This window comes from Comamonas sp. w2-DMI, assembly GCF_040187735.1.
Taxonomy (GTDB): domain Bacteria; phylum Pseudomonadota; class Gammaproteobacteria; order Burkholderiales; family Burkholderiaceae_C; genus Comamonas; species Comamonas terrae.
This window is the reverse complement of sequence record NZ_JBANEL010000044.1, coordinates 1-23325: the sequence shown is the minus strand read 5'-3', so window position 1 is coordinate 23325 and position 23325 is coordinate 1. Positions and strand designations below refer to the sequence as shown.

Genomic DNA, 23325 nt, shown 5'->3' with positions numbered 1-23325 from the left:
TCGCACGCCAAGCGCTCCGACGAGCGCCTGGTGCTGGAGGATCTGCGCCGCGCCACCAAGGTGATCGCGCGTTCGCTGGTGGACCTGACGGCCTGACAGCGGTGCGGCACCTGCAGCGGCGCAGTTGCAGGTAAAGGCGCCAAAGCCCGCCCCGGGTGCTCCGGGCGGGCTTTTTTCATGGCCACTCGCCGGGCCGCCGTCAGCCCGCCGCGTTGAGCAGCAGCCCGGCGGGGAAGGTCTCGGCATGGCGCAGGTCCACGCGGTTCTTCAGAAAATCCAGCACGGCCCTTGTGCGGGCCGGCAACTGCCCGGGCTTGCCCACGTAGACGGCATGGATGGGCTCCAGATCGCCGGGATTGAATTCCTCGAGCACGGCCTGCAGCCGGCCTGCATGCAGATCCTCCCAGGCGTGGTACAGCGACAGCCGCGCCAGCCCGGCGCCGGCCACGGCCAGGGCACGCATGGCATCGCCGTCGTTGAGGCGCAGCACTTCGCCCATGGGTACGGCCACCGGCTGCCCTGCCACCTGCAGCGGCCAGTGCGGCACGGCGCGTGCGTAGTTCCAGCCGATGCGCACATGGCCGGCCAGTTCATCCGGATGCCGCGGCACGCCATGGCGCTGCAGATAGGCAGGCGCGCCCACGATGACCTGGCGCGTGCGGCCCAGCAGGCGCGCCACCATGTCCGACGACGGCAGCCGCCCCCAGCGGATGGCGATGTCGGCCCGGGCCTCGATCAGATCCACCACATGGTCGGTAAAGCTCAGATCCAGCTGCAGCCCCGGCCAGGTCTGCATCAGTTCGGCCACCAGCGGCACCAGCAGGTGCTGGCCGGTGCTGGTGCTGGCGTTGATGCGCACCAGGCCTTGCGGCTGGCCCTGGCGGGCGATCGATTGCTCCAGCGCCTGCCAGTCGGCCAGCAATGGCCGGCCCTGGAGCAGCAGCTGCTCGCCTTCGGCGGTGAGTTCGAGCCGGCGCGTGGAGCGGCGCAGCAACTGCACGCCCAGGCGCGCCTCCAGCCGCGCCACGGTCTTGCTCACGGCCGAGGGCGTCATGCCACGATGGCGTGCCGCGGCGGAAAAGCTGCTTCGCTCGGCCACCTGCACAAAAACTTCCAGCTCCGCATGGCGGTTGATCTCGCCGGCTGGCGAAGCCGCTGCCGCAACCGCTCGCGGCGACGTTTCCAGATCTCGAATCATTGGAATTCCTCAGATTGATTCCTCAAAGAAACAAATACGTTTCCAGCCGGGTGGCTACCGCCGTCCGCCTGCCGGCCCCACAGTTCGGTCCTCGACATTGCAATCAAGGACGCTCCTCATGCCGGCTTCGCTGCTCGCATTGGCCGCCGGTGCCTTTGGCATCGGCACCACCGAATTCATCATCATGGGGCTGCTCACCCAGGTCAGCCATGATCTGCAGATTTCCATTCCCACGGCAGGCACGCTGATTTCAGGCTATGCGCTGGGCGTGGCCGTCGGCGCTCCCGTGCTCACGCTGGCGTCCCGCCGCTGGCCGCGCAAGCAGCTGCTGCTGGTTCTGATGGGCATTTTCATCGCCGGCAATGCCGCGGCCGCCTGGGCGCCCAGCTACGGCTGGCTGATGGCGGCCCGGCTGCTGACATCGCTCACGCACGGCACGTTCTTCGGCGTAGGTGCGGTGGTGGCCACCCAGCTGGTGCCGCCCGAGAGGAAGGCCTCGGCCATTGCATTCATGTTTTCGGGTCTGACGCTGGCGACCTTGCTCGGCGTGCCCGCAGGCGCCTGGATCGGCCAGCATTTTGGCTGGCGCATGGCATTTGCCGCCGTGGCCCTGGTCGGCGTGGCGGCCCTGGGCATTCTGGCCGTGTTCGTGCCGCGCAATGCGGCAACGGCCGGCGCGCACAGCCTGGCCCAGGAGCTGGCCGTGCTGCGCATACCCCAGCTGTGGCTGGGCCTGGGGATCACGGTGGTCGGCTTTGCCGGCGTGTTCACGCTCTACACCTACATCGAGCCGCTGCTCACGCAGGTGACCGGCATGGGCGATCGGTGGGTCGCCATCACGCTGCTGCTGTTCGGTGCGGGCCTGGCCATCGGCAACCATGCGGGCGGCAGGCTGGCCGACCGCCACGGCGTGCTGCGTGCGCTGGCCGGCGCGCTGCTGGTTCTGCTGGCCGTGCTGCTGGCCGGGCGCTGGGCCTTTGCGGGCACGCCGCTGGCGATGGCCTATGTGCTGCTGCTGGGCATTGCCGCCTTCGTAGGCGTGGCACCCATGCAGATGCGCGTACTGCAGGCCGCGGGCCATGCAGGCTCCAACCTGGCCTCCAGCCTCAACATCGCGGCCTTCAACCTGGGCAATGCCCTGGGAGCCTGGGCCGGCGGTGCAGTCATCGCGCAGGGCATGGGCCTGACCTCCATCGCCTGGGCCGCGGCCGCACTCACGGCCCTGGGGCTGCTGCTGGTGCTGCTGAGCCACCGGCTGCCGGCCGGCCGCACCGCCGCCACGCAGTCCATGAAAACCGCCTGCTGACAGAATGTACGCGGCAGGTCGGCAGGTCGGCAGGTCGGCAGGTCGGCAGGTCGGCAGGTCGGCAGGTCGGCAGGCGTTCATTGTGAAAACTGCGGGCGCCGCACTGTGGCGCCCATTTACATGCATGCAGGTATTAACTACCCTGAGCAGCACACAAAAAGCAGTACGGAACTGATCGGTTGTTCAACAAACATAGAGCAAAGCTATTGATTTAGGAGCTAACACCGCAATCCGCAACTGGTATTAAAAGCAGAATCCTTCCATTAACAAGCTGATACAGGCGCAGGAAGCTATGGTTTTCATAGCCATTCCAATTTTCGGCAGTCATCCATGCGTTTGTTGCATAACCGATTCGCGCGCGGCACCACGCGGTTTCCCCACGCAGGGTTTACCGGTAGATGTTTCCCGTTATGAGCTGTATACACTTTTTGTATGGATTGCCGCCAGCAACCGCCAAGCAGTAAATCCGTATTCATACATGGAGTGAGGAGACAAGCTTTTATGCAACCCAATGTGCATCCCGTAGATGAGGTCCTGCCGCTCGGCAAACTCACCGCGCTCGGCCTGCAGCACGTGCTCGTGATGTATGCCGGCGCAGTCGCCGTGCCGCTGATCGTGGGCCGCGCGCTCAATCTGCCTCCCGAGCAGGTCGCGCACCTGATTTCCGCCGACCTGTTCGTCTGCGGCCTGGTCACGCTGATCCAGGCCCTGGGCGCCACCCAGTGGTTCGGCATCAAGCTGCCCGTGATGATGGGCGTGACCTTCGCCAGCGTGGCGCCCATGGTCTCCATGGCCCAGTCCACGGGCGGCACTGCCGGTGCCGGAGTGATCTTCGGCTCCGTCATCGGCGCGGGCGTGGTCTCCATCCTGATAGCGCCGATCATCAGCCGCATGCTGCGCTTCTTCCCGCCGGTGGTGACAGGCAGCATCATTGCCGTCATCGGCATCAGCCTGATGCGCGTGGGCGTGAACTGGATCTTCGGCAACCCCGTGGGCCCCACCGCTCCTTCCGTGCCCAATCCCGAGCACCTGAAGTGGCTGGCCGAGGCCCAGGCCATGGCCGGCGCCCCCGGTTCGGCCCTGCCCCCCGTGCCCAAGGGCTTCTCGGTGCTGCCCACCGTGCCCAACCCCAAGTATGCCGACCTGCAGGGCGCCGCCGTCTCGGGTATCGTGCTGCTGTCCATCCTGCTGATCGCACGCTTTGCCAAGGGCTTCATCGCCAACATCTCGGTGCTGATGGGCATTCTGATCGGCGGCGTGATCTCGGTGGCCATGGGCCTGATGAACTTCGACAAGGTCGCCAAGGCCGAATGGTTCACCGTGGTGCTTCCCTTCCAGATCGCCATGCCCGTGTTCGACCCCATCCTCATCCTGACCATGAGCCTGGTGATGGTGGTGGTGATGATCGAGTCGACCGGCATGTTCCTGGCCCTGGGCGACATGACCAAGCGCGAGATCACGCAGGACGAGCTGACCCGCGGCCTGCGCACCGACGGCCTGGGCACGCTGATCGGCGGCATCTTCAACACCTTCCCCTACACCAGCTTCTCGCAGAACGTGGGCCTGGTGGCCGTGACGGGCGTGATGAGCCGCTGGGTCTGCGTGGCCGGCGGCGCCATCCTGGTCATCCTGGGCGTGCTGCCCAAGATGGGTGCGCTGATCGAATCCCTGCCCACCGTGGTGCTCGGCGGCGCCGGCCTGGTAATGTTCGGCATGGTGGCCTCCACCGGCATCCGCATCCTGTCGAACGTGGATTTCCGCGACAACAAGCACAACGCCATGATCGTGGCGGTGTCCATCGGCGTGGGCATGATTCCCCTGGTGGCGCCCAATTTCCGCCAGTGGATGCCCCACTCCATCCATCCGCTGATCGAATCCGGTATTCTGTTGGCTTCGATTACCGCTGTGTTGCTGAACCTCTTCTTCAACGGAGCCGCCAAAGACAACAGCGCTGCCATCAATGCAGCACGCCAGGCTGACGCTCACTAAAGCGGCACCTTAGTAAACGCCGGCTCACCCGCCGGCCCAGACCCCCTGCCGCACACAAGGCGTCAGGGGGTTTGTCGTCGATGCACTTCGGGCAAAACAGAACTGACCGCAAAACCCTCTTGCCTTCCGGTAAGCTCCGACTAGCAACTTGCTGATATTTTTCGTATGACACAAAACCTGTCCACCGCCGAACAAGCCCTGCGCGACGCGGCCCGCGAATACCACCGCAGCCCCGTCAAGGGCAAGATTTCCGTCACTCCGACCAAGCCCCTGTCCAATCAGCGCGACTTGTCCCTGGCCTACTCGCCCGGCGTGGCCTACCCCTGCCTGGACATCCAGGCCGACCCCTCCTGCGCTGCCGAATACACTTCGCGCGGCAACCTGGTGGGCGTGATCACCAACGGCACGGCCGTGCTGGGCCTGGGCGACATCGGCCCCCTGGCCGGCAAGCCCGTGATGGAAGGCAAGGGCTGCCTGTTCAAGAAGTTCGCCGGCGTGGACGTGTTCGACATCGAACTGGCCGAGCGCGATCCCGACAAGCTCATCGAAATCATCGCTTCGCTGGAGCCCACCCTGGGCGGCATCAACCTCGAGGACATCAAGGCGCCCGAGTGCTTCTACATCGAGCAGGAGCTGTCCAAGCGCATGAACATCCCCGTGTTCCACGACGACCAGCACGGCACGGCCATCATCTCCAGCGCCGCCCTGCTCAACGGCCTGGAACTGGTCGACAAGCAGATCGACAAGGTCAAGGTTGCCGTCTCCGGTGCCGGCGCTGCCGCCATCGCCTGCGTGGACGTGATGGTCGGCCTGGGCGTCAAGCGCGAGAACGTCTACATGGTCGACTCCAAGGGCGTGATCTACGAAGGCCGCCCCGGCGGTCTGGATGCCTCCAAGGCCCGCTACGCCCAGAAGACCGAAGCCCGCACCCTGGCCGACGTGGTCAACGGCGCCGACGTGTTCCTGGGCTGCTCGGCCCCCGGCGTGCTGACCGCCGACATGGTCAAGACCATGGCCGACAAGCCCATCATCCTGGCCCTGGCCAACCCCGAGCCCGAAATCCGCCCCGAACTGGCCAAGGCCATCCGTCCGGACTGCATCATCGCCACCGGCCGCTCCGACTATCCGAACCAGGTCAACAACGTCCTGTGCTTCCCCTACATCTTCCGCGGCGCGCTCGACTGCGGCGCCACCAAGATCACTGAAGCCATGAAGCTGGCCTGCGTGCGCGAAATCGCCGCGCTGGCCAAGCAGGACGTCAGCGACGAGGTCGCCGCCGCCTACCAGGGCAAGGAACTGACCTTCGGTCCCGACTACCTGATCCCCACCCCCTTCGATTCGCGCCTGATCCTGCGCATTGCTCCGGCCGTGGCCAAGGCTGCCGCCGAATCCGGCGTGGCGACCCGCCCCATCGAGGACATCGCTGCCTACCGCGAGAGCCTGACCCGCTTCGTCTATCAGACCAGCATGTTCATGCGTCCCGTGTTCGCCGCCGCCAAGGCCAACCAGCAGCGCGTGGCCTATGCCGAAGGCGAGGACGAGCGCGTGCTGCGTGCCGTGCAGGTCGCGCTGGACGACGGACTGGCCAAGCCCATCCTGATCGGCCGTCCGGCCGTGATCGAAGCCCGCATCGCCAAGGCCGGCCTGCGCATCCAGCTGGGCAAGGACGTGGAGATCTGCAATCCCGAAGACGATCCGCGCTTCCGCCAGTACTGGGAAACCTACCACCGCCTGATGGGCCGCAACGGCGTGACGCCCGAAGCCGCCAAGGCTGCCGTGCGCCGCTCCAACACCCTGATCGCCGCGCTGATGGTGCATCTGGGCGATGCCGATGCCATGCTGTGCGGTCTGGTCGGCAAGTTCGACGGCCACCTGACCCATGTGCAGGACGTGCTGGGCCTGAAGAAGGATGCCCGCGAGTTCGCGACCGTCAACGCCGTCATGCTGGAATCCGGCACGCTGTTCATCGCCGACACCTACATCAACGAAGATCCCACCGCCGAAGAGCTGGCCGAGATCGCCAAGATGGCTGCCGACGAAGTGGCCCGCTTTGGCCTGCCCCCCAAGGTCGCCTTCCTGTCGCACAGCAACTACGGCTCCTCCAGCCGCGCATCGGCCCGCAAGATGCGCGCCGCACGCGACCTGTTCGCCGCGGCCAACCCTGGCATCGAATGCGACGGAGAGCTGCATGGCGACTCGGCCTTGTCGCAGGACGTCCGCAGCCACGCATTGCTGGAGTCCAGCCTGCACGGCGCGGCCAATGTGCTGATTTGCCCCAACCTGGACGCCGCGAACATCCTGTTCAACGTGCTCAAGACCACGGGCGGCCACGGAACCACCATCGGCCCCATTCTCATGGGCGCCGCTGCCTCGGCCCACGTGCTGACGCCTTCGGCCACCGTGCGCCGCGTGGTCAACATGACGGCCCTGGCTGCTGCACAGGCCATCGCCCTGCGCGGCTAAGCGGATCAGGCGCCTGTACGGGCGCCTGCTTCAGTGCCCACACGAATGCCCTTCGGGGCATTTTTTCATGGGGGCCCCGCGCCTCTGCTGTCGTGACACAGGAGAGGCATGATTTGTTTCAGCAACTGCTGCCGGAGGGACTGGGCAGGCAGCTTCCTTGTGTAAAATTGCGCCACCCGGAGGTTTGGGTGAGTGGTTTAAACCAGCAGTCTTGAAAACTGCCGAAGGAGTGATCCTTCCGTGAGTTCGAATCTCACAGCCTCCGCCAAGATCCAGTGTAAGTTGTTGATTTATAACGGTATTTCAAAAAATCAACATACCGCTATACGCTTGGTTATACGGAATTGTTTGCGCAAAATATAAGCAATCACTCCTTAACTACCCTGCACTTAAAGCCCTGAACCCCAACCGCTCAGGGCTTTTTTGTTGCCTGAAGCTCGCCGAACATGCCCTTGAGCACCAACACATACTCCATCACCTGCAGCGCCGTGTCGATGGCCCAAATCGTAACTTCAGCCTGATCAAGGCTTGAAGGCTTCCAAAGCCCATCGCACCAACAGCAGCTGATTTCCCACTTGGTGGCACTGATGCGCTCAAACACTGGTGGCTGCAGCTGCGCTACTTTCCAGCGTTTGGCGATGTCCAGCTGCAGCTGGGCTGGCAGCACGCCTTCGCCTCGCAACAGCAAACGTAGCCCCAGACCTGGCCCCCAGCCTTCTTGTCGTAGCTGCACCATGGTCAAGTTGGGCCATGCGGGTGCCGCACCAAACGCACGGGGCAGCTGAATCGTCAGCATGGGTTGCCCCTGGCGCAGGTGCACGGCCAACGACAGCGGCAAAGGCTCTTTGACTCCCTGCACTTGCAGTTTGACCGACGTGGCGTTGGTCAGTTGGGCTTGCAAAGTGCGCTTCACGCACCGCCACCACGCCAGCCGTAGCTCAGGCACATCGCCCAATGCTTGAAACAGCCGCTCATGCCACGCTATGCGCCTGGCCAAAGCCTTGGCACTCAGGTTCATGGCTTCGGCCATTTCTTGAATAGCCAGCATGACGTGACCATGCGCAGGAGCCTGCCACAACACTCGCCTTGCAAACGTCAGCACCCAAGGCACATCACAGCGCCCGCTGTCCAAGTGCCAAAGCAAAGCGTGAATCGTGTCTGGTGCTTGATGCGGCGCACCGTGCACAACCGCTTGCGCATCTGCCGAATCCCGCCACTGCAACCAACTGGCCGCATCCGTGATGCCCTGGCTTTGCAAGAATGCGACCAGGCGACGCAAACGCTGCACGGCCTTGATGGCTACTACTTGCTGGGTGATTTCACCTTGCCACAGCAAAAGGGCCAATTCAGCATCTTCATCAGGCCCGTATTGCTGCAGCAGTGCCACCAGCCGTGCCAAGCTGCCCAAACCCAACTGGGGCACCGCACACCGTGCAAATGCCTGCCATGCAACGGTGCGCTGGCTGATTGGCTCAACCGCCTGCAAAGCCGCATCAACCAATTCGAGCACCATGGCAGATTGCGGCTCCATGCATGGCCTTGAAGCATGCACATAACGCCCCGCTTCAGTGCAGCCATTGAAGCAGCACGGCCACTGCCCACTGAATTCATGCGGAACAGGCGTTGAGGTATCCAGTGCAGGCAAGGTCATCACCGCAGCCAACAAACGCCGGTAGCGGTACCACCTCAAGTGATAAGGGTGCATGGTCAAACTTTCAAAACAGGCACGCCGCAACGGCACCTGAGTGCAGCTTCAAAAGCTAAGCACCAGGCGCACAACGTGCACAAGGGAAATCAGAAGAAAGAAATCGAGAAACTGAAACTCAAGCCAGCGCAATGGCCGTGCCACGGCGGCTGCGCAAACCGACTTGCACCACCTTGTCCAAGGTGGCTTTTTCTGACCAGCGGGCATTGGTGTTACGCAGCTTTTTGCTACCCCAATGCTCCAGCAAGGCATTCCAAGGAGTGAGCGGCACACCGTCCATCAAGGGATCGAGCACCAGCAAAGAATGTGGCTTGCCATCGGCATACATCGCACCCACTGCCAGCACCCAATGGCTGTAGCTGGGCGAAGTGAAGCGCACCAGGCACACATGGTCAGATTCCAATGCGGCCACCGTGCGGGCCTCGACATTGCGGCGCAATTGGCGGCACTGCAGTTGTTCAGAAAACGGTGAAAACTGCTCTCTGATGGCGGCACTGCTACAGCCACTAAAGTACAAAGCTTGGCCCATGGCGCTGACCTCCATTAGGCGGGCATCAAGGTCGCTTTCATACAGGGCATCGCGTGACACCTGGCCCAGCAGCATCAAGGCCATCAGCACGCAGTGGTGCCCGCAAGCCATGTCGTTTTCGCCCTGGCGCAGCAGCAGCTTGTTTTGATAGGCCATTGCACCTGAGCGGCCAACACTCAGCTGCGAGTGCACCACAAAGTGCCGCCCCAGCATCAGTACTCCTCGGGCAACAACAGCGTGGTGCTACTGCGATCAGCTTCCGTGATGATCCACAGGCGTTCTGCCTTGGAAATCACATACACCGACATCAGCCTGTAGCCGTACTGCAAAGCGTCAGCATTACTTTGCCTGTCTTCAGCACAGATATCGCCCCAATCACCCGACACATGGCGCAGCACAAACGGCAGTGCAGTCAGTTGATGGGTTTCCAGTAGTTCCAATGCCCCAGGTGTGACCAGTACCTGGCCCAAGGCAAACAAGGGCGTACCAGCAGCAGCCTTGTCATGAGCAGCAGGAGAAGAATCGTTTGGGCATGCGGCGGCCTGACCTGTATCAGTCATAGAAAACTCCAAAAGGGAAAAGTGGGAAAGAAGTGCCCTGTGCTACCCAATACTTCCCCAAAGCTCGCGACCTCAAATTGACAGGCATGGCTACGCCGCACAAGCATTCAAAACGCATGCACGAGCAAGCTACCTGATCAATTCAGGCGCACAAAACGGGGGGAAGCTCAGGACGTCGAGCGAGAGAAGCAGCTGATCAATGATCGAGCGGCCGATTGCGCTATGCAATACAAGCGCATACTCATTTTAAAACATCGCCAATATTTGCATATCAAATATATTTGATATATTCAAATGGATATTTAAAAGAAAAGTTGTACCAGTGGGAAGCAGGCTAAATAGCAGCTTCAGACTGAGTGCTGCCGTTCGGGTTCTGAGGTTGAGTGACAGTGGCGAACGAAGCCTGACGGTGCAGGCCACCCTCCTGGGGTGACCAGTGTGCCTTGGAAGCTTCCGGACAATGATGCCGAAATTGGCAGGCTGTTGCACCTTTCGGCGGTCGGGCCGCGGCACCTCGTGCTAACGCCAAGGGATAGCGACCTTGTTTGGATTGGGCGTGCAGCCAACTGAGCAGCGAAACCCACGAAGAATCGGGGCAAGCTTACGTTGATCAGCAATGCTGTCTATGACGACGTGAAGCTTAATAACGGTCAAGACATGTGACAGAAAGCGTACTGGACGTCCATGAGCAAGATGGATGTCTATAGTTCCACGTACTTGTGGAGCATCCCTTAGTTGCTCTGTACCGATCTTCGAGATCTCAGACGTTTAGCCCGAACCTCAGGATGTGATCGCGCAGTTGGTTGCACGCAGGTCCCATCAATGCTGCGGCGTCGCAGCCAGGCTCGTACCTATAGGGGATCGTAGTGATGCCGGTCATGTCGCTGGGCAACTTTACGCCGTGCTCGCGCGACTCCATCAGGATCGCCCGGTCCTTACCAAGGTGCCCCATAGCCATGCCGAGTTCAAAGATCACGTTGTCGCGCGGTGTAGGCCAAGTCTGGCCACGGACCGAGGTGGTATCGTCGGCGTGTGCGATCGCGACGGCGAAGTCTGCGTCGTATACGGCGTCGAACAGACTCTGCAATGGGTAGTTCGCGACCCGGAATACATCGTCGGTCCAGGGTTTGACAACAAAGTTGTCGTAGGAGAGCGCGTTCTGGACGACACGCGCGACGCCGAGGGATTCTTTTGAGGAGATGACGAATACCTTGATGCGGTCGCGGGCAGCGCCAACGTGCGCGTTGCGCTGGTGGAGCCGCCGCGATAGCTCACGAGCCACTGCCAGATACACTTCTGGGTACTTGCTACCGATGGTCGAGAACTGCGCTTCCGGGATCTGGGCTACTACACTCAGTTCCGTGGCCACAATGGATGCCGCACGCTTTTGCGTCATCTCCACAGCGGCCATCTCGCCAACGTGGTCGTTGGCGAAACGGCGCGCCACGATGTGCCCGTTGACCAGGACGTTGAACGCGCCGGTCAAAACAAAGAACACGTCGTTGTCGGCCGCATCCTGCTGGATCAGCACGTGATCCTTTGTGACTTCGATGAACTTTGCATTGTCAGCCAGGTATTCAGCCAGCTCGCGGTTGCCCGCGACCATCTTCTGAGACAGCATGGCCTGCACGCGCAAGCGGCGGCCGTCGTCACCTTGAAATCGTTGAAGCATGTCTTCCTTCTTGTATATAGTGCGCGGCGTGTATCGCCGACATTCCGGGTTCAGGTTTACGAATGAGTCTGGCTTGCGTGAATATGTCCTCCGGCGGCGACCGGCAGCATCGCTGCGAAGCAGGCAAGGGGTCACCTACGGGGCAATGGCACCTACTGGCATCAACGTCGGCTCTACAGCCATCAGGTGATTCGTTAGCCCATCTTTCGTTTCGCATCGCCAAGTAGCCCAGAGCTTTGAGCCGGTGGCATTGGCCGCTCCAGTATCCAGCTCGATAGCCAGCCAGTTCCGCGCAGCTAAGACTCGTCGATTCGACTGCGGAAAGATCAGCATCTCTGCGCTGGTGTTAACGTCCAAGTTCTGCGTGATCCTGCCCACGCTATCCAGGACGTGAAAGAACAGTCGCTCAGCCACAGATACCAGAGATGGGTGAACCACGGCCGTTGACGTGAACTGCTGGATCTGCGCCCAGTTATCCTGAGGACCGACGTCTTTTCGATAGGCGACCCCATGTGCTGCCACATGCACATCCCCCGAGACGATTGCCACCCTGAGCTGCTTTGCCTTTGCGGTCGCAAACAGCGTCTCGAGTAAGCGCAGCCGTTCGCCCTCATGGTCGTCATGGGTCCAGTGATCTTTCAGATCATCTGCACTGCTATCCAGCACATGGTCGGAGCCGAAGTTGTCCAGAAAGGCCTCTGCCAGCGTCAGCTTCGGGTGTACGACGGGTACGGACGACATAAAAAGCAGATGTTGGCATCCCACTCCTGGATGCTTGCGACCGTTTTCTGGAATTTGCTTGAGCCAAGCCTTCAGCGCGCTCCACGTGTCAGGACCAAGGACCTGCTCATGTGAACGTTCTGTCCGCAGGTCGGCAACCAATAGCTGTACGGGGCCTACAGCGTGAGCAAAACTGAACCCCGGTTGCTGATCCAACAGAGGCAAAGCGAGAGCATCGCCTTTGAGGACTTTGGACCACTCGATCTTCTTGAACAGCGGATCATTCGCTCTGACGCGCACATCTTCGCGCAACTCCAGCTCAGGCAGCTGATCAGCCGCGTGCTGCATTTGGAAGACCCAGAATGCTCGCCGCGCATGATGGAATAGGCGTTTGAACAAAGGGCTGTGCTGCATCTCGCAGCTGTAGGAACCCCAGCCATCAAAAATGTCGTGGTCATCCCACATCATCACGGTTGGAGTCCGCGCCATTGCTTGTGCGGCATCGAGCGTCTTGCTCTTGACTCCCCAGACGCCCCTCCCGGTCGGTAGCCATCTCCCGACATACAGCGTGAGGTAGTAGTCCTCAATCCTTGCTTCCAGCTCAGGGCTGACTGGGAATTCCAACTGCTTGTCTCTCGGCAATCCGATCCAACCCTTGAGTTCTTTGACGTCTTCCCAGATTGAGTCAAAGTAGATTTGATCCCCACCCATCAACAGGAGATGAAAACGCTGCAGATTTTTGTCGTGGGTTAGCGACTCATGCCACAGCTGCTCCTTGTCGAGCATGTAGCCATCGGGGCGCACTTGTTTGTCATGGTTGCACAGTAGATCCGCCCAGACCGCGTTCTCCCCTTTTATCAGCTTTCGGATGCTGCTGGGATCCGAAAAGCCATTGCACGACACATACGCCATGCGAGGCGCATAGTCCTTTCCTGGCACTGTGAAATGCCATACCTCGTCCACGTCTTCAATCGTGTACTCGACTTTGCGCTCTTGATCGCCTTGCTTAATTGTCAAGTCGTAGCGCAGGTATTGGCGCCCCCCATGCTTGAGCAATACCAAGCTCTTTGATGCCGCCTTCCCATCAACGACGAATTTAGGTGCTTTGTCGCTCTCGTCAATCCCGATGAGCGCACTGACTTTCCATTTTCCTTTTGAGACTCCCCGAAATGAAAGCACGGGTCCAAGCAGAATATTGGCGGCCATTAATTTGATCCCTCTAGAGTATTTCTTGGATTTCTTTCTAGTCTTTTTAATCTTCTCTTAGGCAATCGCGTTGACCAGCTCAATGCCTCTGCACCAAGTCGGATTAGTACTTAACGAGAAGACCAACAGTTGCAATCCATGGAATCACAGCAAACAACGACCAGCCTACGCATCTTTTAACCCAGCAATGCTTATCATGCGCAATTTCAGCATTTCGATGAATCTGGGCTGCAATGTCTTTGAGGATGTCCTGCTCGCTAACAGACTCGAATCTCATGACGTAGTCGGCCCGAGACAACCTTGTAATTGCGCTAAAAAATATCAGCGATTCTTTAGGTCCACCCTTCAGCCGTGGAAAGAGTACCATTGCGGTACAGAACAAAGCAACCAAGAGTGCCCCAGAGGCACTCGCTCCTAAGAGAATTACCCAAGGACTTTTCGACGGCTCCACGCTAAAGAATGCACCCAATGCGGTGAGCATCGCCACATCGATGGCAGTTATCGCTCCAACCTTGATTTCGGCCGCAGCAATCCATCCGAGCGTCCGCTCAAGAATCCATTGGGCGCTGGACAGTTTGTCTTTGTTCGTACTCATTTGTAAAGGCTGCAGGTCTTAGGTGTTCAACGCTGCAGTGGACAGTTGTCACAAGTTCCACAGCATTGGCTTTCTTGAAAAAATTCCCAGAATGCTTTTTCTTCAATCTCCCAAAGAAGGAGAGCAAAAGCCAGGTTGGACGCGTCTGAAGAATGGAAGCCACACCTACGGAGTCTTTTACGGCCCTTTTTTCCAGTCGAGCCGCAAAGGCAGCGTTGCTTAAGATTCACAACCTTCTTGGAGTCTAGCCAAACGCTGTAAAGATGGCTCTTGTCTTTGAAAAGCTGCAAGACGCGCTTCTTCTTGACAACTGAAAGCCGCCTTTCCTGCAATGCGACCTCATATTGGGCCCCGAGCTCATGCGCCGCTAGCTCTGCTCTATGTTGATGGACAGCGGCAGCACCGTGGGCCCACTCATTCTCGTTTGGCCAGCGCCGAGCTTTTTTTACCCGGGCCTGAAGCGTCAGGAACTTCCACAGGGTTCCCCACCACGCGTGCGCCGTCTCCTCATCCGTAATGTCTAAGTTGGATACCTCCCACCAGTAAAGACAGAAGGAGCCGTCGTAATTGATATGGCGCTGGGGGCAAAACTCGGGCAAATTGATCGGTTGGCGCTCCTTTGCCGTCGCCTTCCTGTCCCCGACCTGTTTGACTTCGATTTCGTACGGAACAGTCCGGCCATCACTGATGGCAAGGCTGAACCGGAGAATTACGCTTACGGCCGAAATGGGTTCAGCGGCTGCGTTGTACGCGGGCGCAACTGCCGCGATGAGCTCGACGGCAGTTGGCATCAAGCCCTCTTCACACCGCAGTAGGGCCGCACGATCTGCTCTTGGGCTCGGGCAATAGCAGGCGTGGTTGCGACCGTGCCAATCGCGCGGGCACTGTTCGCAGCCTTGTCACCACTGTCCGCAAGAGCTTCTGTGGCTTCCAAGTAGTCAAAATTTGCAACCTTGCGCTTGCTGCCGAACACCTTCTTTACCGCGCCGGATGCTTCGTCATATGCGCTCCGGCCGATGGCCGTTTCCGTTCCATCGCAGCGGACCTGTTCGTCCTCGGAGGAAAGCACCCCACGACTCACCGAACAGCGAACACGACTTCCCTTCACGCCGAGACGGGTTACTGTCATTGGGCCGTAATCGAAGCCGATGGCGAGCCCCATCTCTCCGGAAAAGTACTTTTTCTTTTCGAGCTTCTCGATTGCAAGGTCGAAGCTGCTGCGGAATGCACCAGCCAGACGTGTAGCCTCAGAAATCGTGTCCTGCACTTCCGTAGTCGCTGCAGTGCCTTCACAGATTAGGCCATGGACGCAGTCCCCAATGAAGCGTATTCGCCGTCCCTTAAATTCTGTGGTGAGCACGCGTTCGAGTTCGGCGCGGAGCACATGGAGCACACGGACTACGTTCTCAGCGTTCTTCTGAATGTTGTCTGCGACATATGCTGTGAAGCCGTCGATGTCTGCGTAGATGCTCACCGCCTCCTGACGGCGCGAGTTGCCGGGGGTCAGTGTCGGGATGTCCATCGTCGAAAACGGAGGAGTATGTCGCGTGAAAACAAAGCCTCCGAGAGGATTGTTTTTCTGGTCTTCGCGCCACTCTTTGACGATGGCTTCAGCGGTGACATCAAGGTCCGCTGCGTCTTGGCAGTCCTTGATTTCGTCCTTGGTCAGTGCCGTCTTTTCCGGCGTATCGACTTCCTTGAGGCCAATCGCCAAACGTGCAGCCTTCGTAAGGTAGATACCCTTGGCGGACAGGTTGCTGGCCAGTTTCGCAGCATGGTTTGCGGCATCGCCCAGAAACAATGGCTCGCGATTTCCGTTGCGCCCGTTGTTGACAGCCAGTGTCTCCCCAGTATCGATGCCAACGCGCAAGACTGCTGCTGGGATCTTTGCATCGTCATCTTTGGTCTCGTTCAGGACGTCAATCATGAGCTGTGCCGTCGCGACCGCACGTTGCACGCGTTTCTTTTCCGCTCCAGCCTCGGAGTTGTACGGTTTTGTAAAGAGAGAGTGCAGCCGCTGGTTGTGGAAGTCCACCCGCCGCGCGTCAACGCGTTTAAGGATCCGATTGACGGCGCGATAGTGTTGGTCAAGAAATCGCAACGTGCGCTTGTGGCAGTCCGTGCCTTCCACGTCAGTCACATTCAGCATCTCACGCAGATTCTGGATGTCTGCGTACATGTGAACGCCATCAACGCGGTACGCCGCGTTGGTCGCGATGGAATCGAGCGACATATCACGCCCGTACTGCTTGATGGTGACGGTCTCCACATCCTCCATCTTCTTGTCGATGTGGGTACTGGCACGTTCGTGGTTCCAAGTGTGGCTCACAGCTATCTCCGGATGTAACCCGCGTGGACAAGGATTGGCCCATTGCGTATAGTTTTATTATGGGTAGAGATTTTTTACCCGTCAAGTAACTATATTCATGAAATCTGCAATCGACAAAATTCGCTGGGGCACTGAACGGCGCCTCGAGTTCATTGAGTTCCGCCTCTACTGGGAAGGTGGTGTCCGACGTGGAGACATCACAGAAAAATTTGGGGTTTCGACCCCGCAGGCGTCTGCGGACCTTGGCCTTTACCAACAGCTTGCTCCCGGCAACTTGGTGTATGACTCAAGCGAGAAGCGCTATGTCAGCACAGAAGACTTCAAACCGATCTTTCTAGACCTCAGTGCAGATAGCTACCTTGCCCATCTGCACGACGCGTCTGGGGGCCGTGTTCGGTTGACGGATTCTTGGATGGGCGAAGTCCCTAGTGTTGCTCGGATGCCCATTCCAAACAGGCGGGTGAAATCGGATGTCCTTCGAGCGTTGATAAGAGCGATAAGAGAAAAACGGTCGATTGAGATTCTGTATCAATCGATGAACAAAGAAAATTTGGATAAGGCGTGGAGATGGATTTCCCCGCACTCGTTTGTGAACGATGGTGCGCGTTGGCACGTTCGAGCTTTTTGCCACAGCAGACGGGCTTTCCGAGATTTCCTTCTGTCTCGCTGTGATGCCACTAAAAACTTTGGCGAGGCCGAAAGTGCCATTGACAATGACGTTGCCTGGAATGAGCTCTTTGAAGTCCAGCTTCACCCCAACCCTAATCTTAATGAAGTTCAGAGGCGTGGGGTGATGGAAGACTATGAAATGGTAAATGGCAATTTGTCAATTTTTATTAAAAAATCACTCCTCTTTTACTTTGAAAAAAATCTTAGGCTTGACGTACCCGATGTCGAAGGGAATCCGGCAGCTACTCCTCTGAAAATTTTGAATTACGAGGAATTCAAAATCGCGATTTCACAAAGTTAATTGTGAATGCACATGAGAGGTCGATATAAAAGAAAAACTGGAAGGCGCTGACTGTCGACGCCAACGTGTAGGTCTATTAAGAGTGGCTAACATAACCTATCAACGAAGCGTGCGCAGATGATTGCTGCCGCTAATTTGAGCAAGGCCAGATGTATGTCCAGCCGCCTCTCAAAGCGTATGCGCAGTTTTCCAAACCCTGTAAACCATCCATGGGTGCGCTCCACCACCCACCGATGCTTGCCCAGTTTCTCGCTGCTTTCAACACCACGTCTTGCAATACGGCTGACGATTCCACGCTTTTTCTGATACGCCCTGCAGCGGGCGTAGTCGTAGCCCTTGTCTGCGTGAAGCTTGTAGGGCCGCCCTCGCAGGCGGCCTTGCAGTCCTTTGACTGCAGGTATAGCGTCTACACACGGCTCAAACATCATCGAGTCATGCCGGTTAGCGCCACTGGCTAAGACTACCAACGGGATGCCTTGGGCATCTACGATGATGTGCCGCTTGGAGCCTAACTTGCCTCTGTCCGTGGGGTTAGGTCCTGTTTCCTGGCCCCCGGGGGGCTTGGCACCGAGGAGCCATCAATGCTGGCACGGCTCCAATCAATTTGGTCATGTTCGCGAAGGCGAACAAGCATGGCTTGATGCAGTTGCTCCCACACACCTGCAGCATTCCAGTCTCGTAGACGTCGCCAGCATGTCATGCCGCTGCCATAGCCCAAAGCTTGAGGTAAGTCTTCCCATGCAATGCCAGTTTGGAGAACAAACAAGATGCCATTGAGGGCCGCCTCATCACTGATGGTGCGCTTGAATCGACCAGCATTTCCTAGACAGTTGCCAGCTTTACGGAATTGCGTCTCTCGAACTCTACCGAGACAGACCATCCGCAGACGAATGTCTGCGGATGGGGTTGTAAAACATCTCAGTGTAGCTAACACATCGCTGCGTGCTTCTTGCCTGGTTGCATAGATACCCGGATCGTTTACCCTGCGTCATTGACCAGACGCATGTTATCCGTGTAAGGCCGCCCATCCTCTGTCCGCACACCGGTTTGACCACTGTCCGCGTTAATCGCCTGCTTGATGCTGGCGACATCAGGGTTGGCATGATCCCAGGTGAAAGAAACTGACTGTGCTTTGGACAAATCATCACCTGCTACCAGCTTCACCGTGACAGTAACGGGTGGAGTGGAAGGCGGCAGCGTCGTGTTGATTGCCAGCAAAGCGCTGGTGCTGGCCTGGGCGTAAATCTTGGGATCAAACCCGGCATCGTTGATCTTCTGCGCAATCGATGCCATGCTTTCATTGCGCTCAATAGCAATAGGTTTGTCGCGTAACATCAAGTCGCCAGCGGGCACCATTTCGTCATTACCTCGGGCAATCGCATAGCTATTGGTGTTGGGGCTTTGCTGTAGCGGCCAGCCATAGGCAACAAGGTTCGGCGCTTGCAGTGAAGGCAAGTTCACGCCGATCACTTCACCGGCATTGGCTCCCACCTGAAAGCTCTGCGCCATAAAGCTGCCGTCAATGAGCTTTTGCCCATTGAAATTGCTGGTGCTGGCGATGCGAGCAAACTCCTGTAGCAGCTGCGCACGCTCAGAGTCCAAGGCTTGACGGTCGCTGCTGGAATTGGTTCCGTTAGCCGCTTGAACCGCCAGTTCACGACTGCGCTGCAAAATGTCTGTGAGCTTTTGCATCGCACCTTCAGCAACTTGGGACAAAGAGATCCCGTCGTTGGCGTTGCGGCTGGCTACTGCCATCCCCCGCACCTGGGTGTTCATGCGCTCGCTGATAGCCAAGCCTGCAGCATCGTCCTTGGCGCTGTTGACACGCAGGCCCGAAGACAGGCGCTGCATGGTGGTGGTCAGACTCAGCTGCGAAGCATCCAGTTGACGCTGTGCAGCCAGTGATGGAAGGTTGGTGTTGATAGTGACCATGGTCAGCACCCATCAATTCAGCGGCAACACCTTGGGTTTGCAGCCGGGCAAGGTGGCTTGATTTCGCTCACGAATAGCCTGCATGATCTTTGTCATGTCCCCACCTTTCTCTTTGAAGTCCATCCACCCCTGTTGCCAGACTGCAGCCCGCTTGGCATTGAGGGAAGTGGCGTTGAAATCATGAACCAGCATTGGGTGCCGCAGCACCAGTGTTATCGAGGGATACTTCACATCAATGCTGATGAGATCGCTGCCTTTGTAGGGCTCATAAGTGGCATTCAATTCACGCGCAAAAAGCTGGAGGCTGTCTTTTGATGAGGTGGAAAAGACGCGGGTGATGTCTGAAACTTTGAGCTCACCATCAATATCTGACTGAACACCTACTAACGTTGGATATCCCGATTTGCTGGTGTAGTGCCCCACCATTCGGTATGCATCACAAAATTTTGGTTTCGTTTTCGCCAGCAACTTTCCCAGCTCTGCATCGAATCTCAGGGCATTTGTTTCAATAAAAGTCAATGGATTGGCAGTACTGTTAAATAGTCTTGTTAGGCTGACTCCTTGGTTATGCCTGTCTCTGGAAACCTGTGGTGTTAGATATAAGGCAAGCGACACGGTATCAGCTGAGTGCTTATTGCCAAGTGCTTGATAAGCCAGCAAGTAGGCTTGTCGTAAATGGAAAAGGTTGATCTCTAGCTGCGAAGCTTTGTTGCTGCTCTTAATCCAGTCCATGGCTTCTTCAGCAAATCCATCCATGTCGCCTTTTTTGTACAGCGTTTCCAGTCGATTAGCTCGATCTTCTAAATCTGGAAATCGATGAGGGTCTGCCCGTAAGCCAGAGCGCAGGTGCTCTTTTAAGGACAAGGTTGGTTCCAATGGGGCGCTCAATTTCTGCACAGGAGTGCCCACACAAATGCCATCTAAACAGATCGGCTTCAAGGCGATTTGCTGCTTGGAGCCAGTAGCCACCTTCTCCTGTATCGGCGATGAAGTCGACTTTTTGACAGAAGAAACAGGCTGCTCAGCACGCCCTGACTGCTGGGTCTCGGTGCTATGGCTTGGTGGCTGAGGAGGTGCGGCAAGCGCTGGTTTTGCTACAGAAACCGCCGATGAGCTAGAGGGCGGGTTGGCTGTAATCGAAGTGCTAGGCTGTGATGGCGCTGCAGCCGGTGCTGTAGATGTCGTTGCAGGCTTGGCTTCAGGCGGCACAGTCAGCACCTTGGCCCCTGCGCTGTTCTGAGCAAGTGTGGCCCCATAAACCAGCTTCAAACGGATGGCGTGCACTTCGCCTGTGCTGGTCGCCACGCGCAGCACCTTGATGGCGCCTTTGGCAGCTGGAAATTTGCGCAAATCCACTACCCAATGCGCGCCCAAGTCATCAAAGGGAATGTCGGGCGTAAGCACCGTGTACATGTACAGCGATGAGTCGGGGCTTTGCACCGTGCATAGCTCCGTGTCTGGGTTACGGCACTCCGCGTAGTAATCGTGCACTTTCGATGCCAGCTGAGTACCGCCACGAACACCTGCATGTGCCCATGTGCCCACAGTCAACCCCAACACCCCTAACGCTGCGCACCAGCGCACTCCCCTGCTCACCACCATGCTTTGTCCTTCTTATTGAGCTGGGCAGCCATTCGCAACCCAGAAAACTACGTAACTCGTAGTATCGAGAATAAAGCATAACTACGAATCTCGTAGCCTTTTAAAGGTGCGAGATGTCCGACGCGGATGAACAATGGGGCGCGAGGCTCAAGCAGGCCCGCCTAGCTGCGGGGCTGTCGCAAAAGATGCTGGGGATTGAAGCGGGCATCGATGCGTTCGTGGCCAGCACGTGCATCAATCGCTATGAGCTTGGCATCCACAAGCCAGACTTGCTAACGGTACGCAGGCTGGCTGCAGTGCTGCAGGTGCCTGTGGCCTTCTTCTACGCCGACACGGACGATGAAATTGCCGAATTGCTATTCAAGTATGGGAAAGCTGATGAAGAAGTTCGCTTAAAAGTTCAAGCGCTTCTTGATGACGGCACTTGATCATGGCGATCCATGGGCAGGCTCAGAAGGGCTCTTGGATGGCTGAAATCTTGCCCCAGTCCTGGTTGACTTCAGCTCATGGCAACGATTCGCCGAAAGATTATTTCTTCTCGTAGTCCTTGCGGAGATTTCCAACTTCCTTGTCACTGCGGGCATTTCGACCGTCGGGGTTCCTGATGTGTACAGAGCCCGCAGGAAGACCGTAGTCTTTCTCAATACGTTTTTCGATTGAACCAACGCGAGCATCGCTACGAGCATCACGGAAGTGAATCACACCGGCTTCCGTGGAGGCTCCACTCCTGAGAGGATTGAGTCATGAACACTAAAGCTGCTCGTTTTAGCCCCGAGGTACGTGAACGTGCCGTACGTTTGGTGCAGGAATGCCAAGCGGATTACGCATCACTGTGGGGTGCGTGTGAATCGATTGCCCCCAAGATAGGTTGCTCGGTCAGCACCCTGCATGGGTGGGTGCAGCGCAAAGAAATAGATGCAGGCCAACGGCCAGGGTTGACCACGGATGAACGTGAGCGGCTCAAACAACTTGAGCGAGAGAACAAGGAACTGCGCCGTGCCAATGACATCCTCAAGGCTGCGAGCGCTTTTTTTTGCGCAGGCGGAGCTGGACCGTCGCATCAAGAGCTGATTGACTTCGTAGATAGGTACCGTGATGCCTATGGGGTCGAGCCAATTTGTAGGCTGCTGCAAATTGCCCCATCGGGCTACAGGCGCAGGGTTCAGCAAAGAAACTGCCCGTGGCTGCGCTTACAGCGCAGCCAATCAGATGAAGAACGTTGCAGCCATATTCAACGGGTGTGGCACGCCAATTGGCAGGTGTATGGCGTCGTCAAAGTCTGGAAGCAGATGCACCGAGAGGGCTTGCCCATTGCCCGCTGCACAGTGCAACGCCTGATGCGCAAGCTGGGCCTTGAAGGTGCAAGGCGTGGCAAGAAGGTACGTACGACACGCCCAGATGTGGCACGGCCAAGTCCGCTAGACCTGGTCAACCGCCAGTTCACAGCCCAGCGCCCTGACCAGCTTTGGGTTGCAGACTTCACCTATGTATCAACATGGCAAGGGCAAATGTTTGTGGCCTTTGTGATTGATGTCTATGCCCGCCGCATAGTGGGCTGGCGGGTCAGCAGCCACATGCGTACGGACTTTGTGGTGGATGCGCTGGAGCAGGCGCTGTATGCAAGGCGGCCTTCAAGTGACACGGAGCTCATTCATCACTCCGACAGGGGCAGTCAGTACGTTTCCATTCGCTACACAGAACGTTTAGAGGAAGCTGGCCTGATGCCTTCGGTGGGTAGCACTGGAGATTCCTACGACAACGCTCTGGCCGAAACCATCAACGGACTTTACAAAACGGAGGTCATCTACAAGCGAGGACCGTGGAAAACACGCGAATCCCTGGAGCTGACAACGCTGCAGTGGGTGCACTGGTTCAACCACGGCAGATTGCTGGAATCCATAGGACATATACCGCCAGCGGAGGCTGAGGCAAACTACTGACGGCAAGTTGCCAAGACCGTGCAGGCTAACGCCTGCACTTCAACAAACTAGCCTCCACCAAACCCGGTGTGATTCACAGTTGTCTCACAGCAATTTTTATGTTCGTTGCACTTGAGCTTGGTGTAGGTTGTGTAGAGTTATGTTCTTGACCTCATCCCGGCTGTTCTGGATATGTCTTTGGAGCATCTTCTTGGCTTGAGTTGCATCCTGTTGGAGCACGGCATTCAAAATCATGCTGTGCTCTTCGTAGGTGATGTCGATTCTGTAGTTACGAGTGAACTCTAAGCGGCGTACGATGCGAATTCGATTCGTAATATCTTGGTGAATACGAGCCATCTCTAGGTTGCCACTAGCTGCCACTAGATCGATGTGAAAGCGTTCATCCAAGCGAGAAACCTCATGCGGATCGGTTATGCGCTCATGCACTGCCACACACCAAATATTGCATAAATGATGCAGCTGCTGTTGAGCATCATTGTGATTGACCAAGAGGTCAATTGCTGCACTCTCTGAATCGCCCCGGGTTTTGAGGAGGCTCCAACACTTGAGAAGATGGAGCTATGACCAAGTCAAACAAGTTCTCGCCCGAGGTGCGCGAGCGTGCCGTAC

General features: G+C 57.8%; 18 protein-coding genes, 1 tRNA gene, 1 pseudogene and 1 other annotated feature. Of the genes and pseudogenes, 7 read left to right on the top strand and 13 right to left on the bottom strand.

Annotation, left to right across the window (positions count from 1 at the left end):
• Nucleotides 1-199: 199 nt before the first annotated feature.
• The gene (locus V8Z74_RS24820; protein ID WP_349711961.1) at nt 200-1198 is read right to left on the bottom strand and encodes a LysR family transcriptional regulator; all 999 of its coding nucleotides are present in this window, start codon (nt 1196-1198) and stop codon (nt 200-202) included.
• 118 nt (nt 1199-1316) lie between these two features.
• On the opposite strand from V8Z74_RS24820, the gene V8Z74_RS24815 reads away from it, so the two are divergent.
• The 4 genes from V8Z74_RS24815 to V8Z74_RS24800 all read left to right on the top strand — a co-directional run bounded on the left by V8Z74_RS24815 (nt 1317) and on the right by V8Z74_RS24800 (nt 7224).
• The gene (locus V8Z74_RS24815; protein ID WP_349711959.1) at nt 1317-2504 is read left to right on the top strand and encodes an MFS transporter; all 1188 of its coding nucleotides are present in this window, start codon (nt 1317-1319) and stop codon (nt 2502-2504) included.
• A 501-nt stretch (nt 2505-3005) separates the two neighbouring features.
• Nucleotides 3006-4493 (top strand): nucleobase:cation symporter-2 family protein, encoded by a 1488-nt coding sequence (locus tag V8Z74_RS24810; protein ID WP_066483880.1) that lies wholly within the window; start codon nt 3006-3008, stop codon nt 4491-4493.
• A gap of 165 nt (nt 4494-4658) precedes the next feature.
• The gene (locus V8Z74_RS24805) at nt 4659-6956 is read left to right on the top strand and encodes an NADP-dependent malic enzyme (RefSeq protein ID WP_066483879.1); all 2298 of its coding nucleotides are present in this window, start codon (nt 4659-4661) and stop codon (nt 6954-6956) included.
• Nucleotides 6957-7134: 178 nt separating this feature from the next.
• Nucleotides 7135-7224: transfer RNA gene (locus tag V8Z74_RS24800), tRNA-Ser, on the top strand.
• A 144-nt stretch (nt 7225-7368) separates the two neighbouring features.
• Here V8Z74_RS24800 and V8Z74_RS24795 read toward each other — a convergent pair.
• From V8Z74_RS24795 to V8Z74_RS24760, 8 genes are all read right to left on the bottom strand, one after another.
• Nucleotides 7369-8661, bottom strand: a complete 1293-nt coding sequence (locus V8Z74_RS24795) for a hypothetical protein (protein WP_349711956.1) — start codon at nt 8659-8661, stop codon at nt 7369-7371.
• A 118-nt stretch (nt 8662-8779) separates the two neighbouring features.
• Complete coding sequence (locus V8Z74_RS24790; protein WP_349711954.1) at nt 8780-9403, bottom strand: hypothetical protein; 624 nt, start codon at nt 9401-9403, stop codon at nt 8780-8782.
• The gene (locus tag V8Z74_RS24785; RefSeq protein WP_314972085.1) at nt 9403-9750 is read right to left on the bottom strand and encodes a type I restriction endonuclease subunit M; all 348 of its coding nucleotides are present in this window, start codon (nt 9748-9750) and stop codon (nt 9403-9405) included. Before V8Z74_RS24785 ends, V8Z74_RS24790 begins: the two co-directional genes overlap by 1 nt.
• Nucleotides 9751-10510: 760 nt before the next feature.
• Nucleotides 10511-11422, bottom strand: coding sequence for a TIR domain-containing protein (locus tag V8Z74_RS24780; RefSeq protein ID WP_280056634.1), 912 nt, complete (start codon nt 11420-11422; stop codon nt 10511-10513).
• A 135-nt stretch (nt 11423-11557) separates the two neighbouring features.
• Nucleotides 11558-13348, bottom strand: a complete 1791-nt coding sequence (locus V8Z74_RS24775; RefSeq protein WP_280056633.1) for an alkaline phosphatase D family protein — start codon at nt 13346-13348, stop codon at nt 11558-11560.
• A 103-nt stretch (nt 13349-13451) separates the two neighbouring features.
• Nucleotides 13452-13943, bottom strand: coding sequence for a Pycsar system effector family protein (locus V8Z74_RS24770; RefSeq protein ID WP_280056631.1), 492 nt, complete (start codon nt 13941-13943; stop codon nt 13452-13454).
• A gap of 26 nt (nt 13944-13969) precedes the next feature.
• Nucleotides 13970-14734: an E2 domain-containing protein gene (locus V8Z74_RS24765; protein ID WP_280056630.1), complete on the bottom strand. Its 765-nt coding sequence runs from the start codon at nt 14732-14734 to the stop codon at nt 13970-13972.
• The gene (locus V8Z74_RS24760; protein WP_280056629.1) at nt 14734-16272 is read right to left on the bottom strand and encodes a nucleotidyl cyclase domain-containing protein; all 1539 of its coding nucleotides are present in this window, start codon (nt 16270-16272) and stop codon (nt 14734-14736) included. The genes V8Z74_RS24765 and V8Z74_RS24760 overlap by 1 nt, the downstream gene beginning before the upstream one ends.
• A gap of 97 nt (nt 16273-16369) precedes the next feature.
• Here V8Z74_RS24760 and V8Z74_RS24755 point away from each other — a divergent pair, with 97 nt between their 5' ends.
• On the top strand, nt 16370-17242 hold the full coding sequence (locus V8Z74_RS24755; RefSeq protein ID WP_280056628.1) for a helix-turn-helix transcriptional regulator: 873 nt from the start codon (nt 16370-16372) through the stop codon (nt 17240-17242).
• Nucleotides 17243-17328: 86 nt separating this feature from the next.
• Here the strand turns inward: V8Z74_RS24755 and V8Z74_RS24750 are convergent.
• The 3 genes and pseudogenes from V8Z74_RS24750 to V8Z74_RS24740 form a co-directional block, all read right to left on the bottom strand.
• Nucleotides 17329-18038 (bottom strand): annotated as a pseudogene (locus V8Z74_RS24750) (IS5 family transposase); the annotation flags it as partial.
• A gap of 182 nt (nt 18039-18220) precedes the next feature.
• The gene (locus V8Z74_RS24745; protein ID WP_314972087.1) at nt 18221-19174 is read right to left on the bottom strand and encodes a flagellin N-terminal helical domain-containing protein; all 954 of its coding nucleotides are present in this window, start codon (nt 19172-19174) and stop codon (nt 18221-18223) included.
• A 12-nt stretch (nt 19175-19186) separates the two neighbouring features.
• Nucleotides 19187-20587 carry a hypothetical protein gene (locus tag V8Z74_RS24740; protein ID WP_279853313.1) on the bottom strand — a complete coding sequence of 467 codons (1401 nt, stop codon included), beginning with the start codon at nt 20585-20587 and terminating at the stop codon, nt 19187-19189.
• Between the two features lie 302 nt (nt 20588-20889).
• On the opposite strand from V8Z74_RS24740, the gene V8Z74_RS24735 reads away from it, so the two are divergent.
• A complete protein-coding gene (locus V8Z74_RS24735; protein WP_349711948.1) occupies nt 20890-21204 on the top strand; it encodes a helix-turn-helix domain-containing protein in 315 nt (104 codons plus the stop codon).
• Nucleotides 21205-21519: 315 nt separating this feature from the next.
• Complete coding sequence (locus tag V8Z74_RS24730) at nt 21520-22716, top strand: IS3 family transposase (protein WP_349711946.1); 1197 nt, start codon at nt 21520-21522, stop codon at nt 22714-22716.
• Nucleotides 21801-21918 (top strand) — a sequence feature (AL1L pseudoknot). It overlaps the preceding gene by 118 nt.
• Before the next feature lie 96 nt (nt 22717-22812).
• Here the strand turns inward: V8Z74_RS24730 and V8Z74_RS24725 are convergent.
• The gene (locus tag V8Z74_RS24725; RefSeq protein ID WP_349711964.1) at nt 22813-23214 is read right to left on the bottom strand and encodes an FCD domain-containing protein; all 402 of its coding nucleotides are present in this window, start codon (nt 23212-23214) and stop codon (nt 22813-22815) included.
• Nucleotides 23215-23325: the final 111 nt, after the last annotated feature.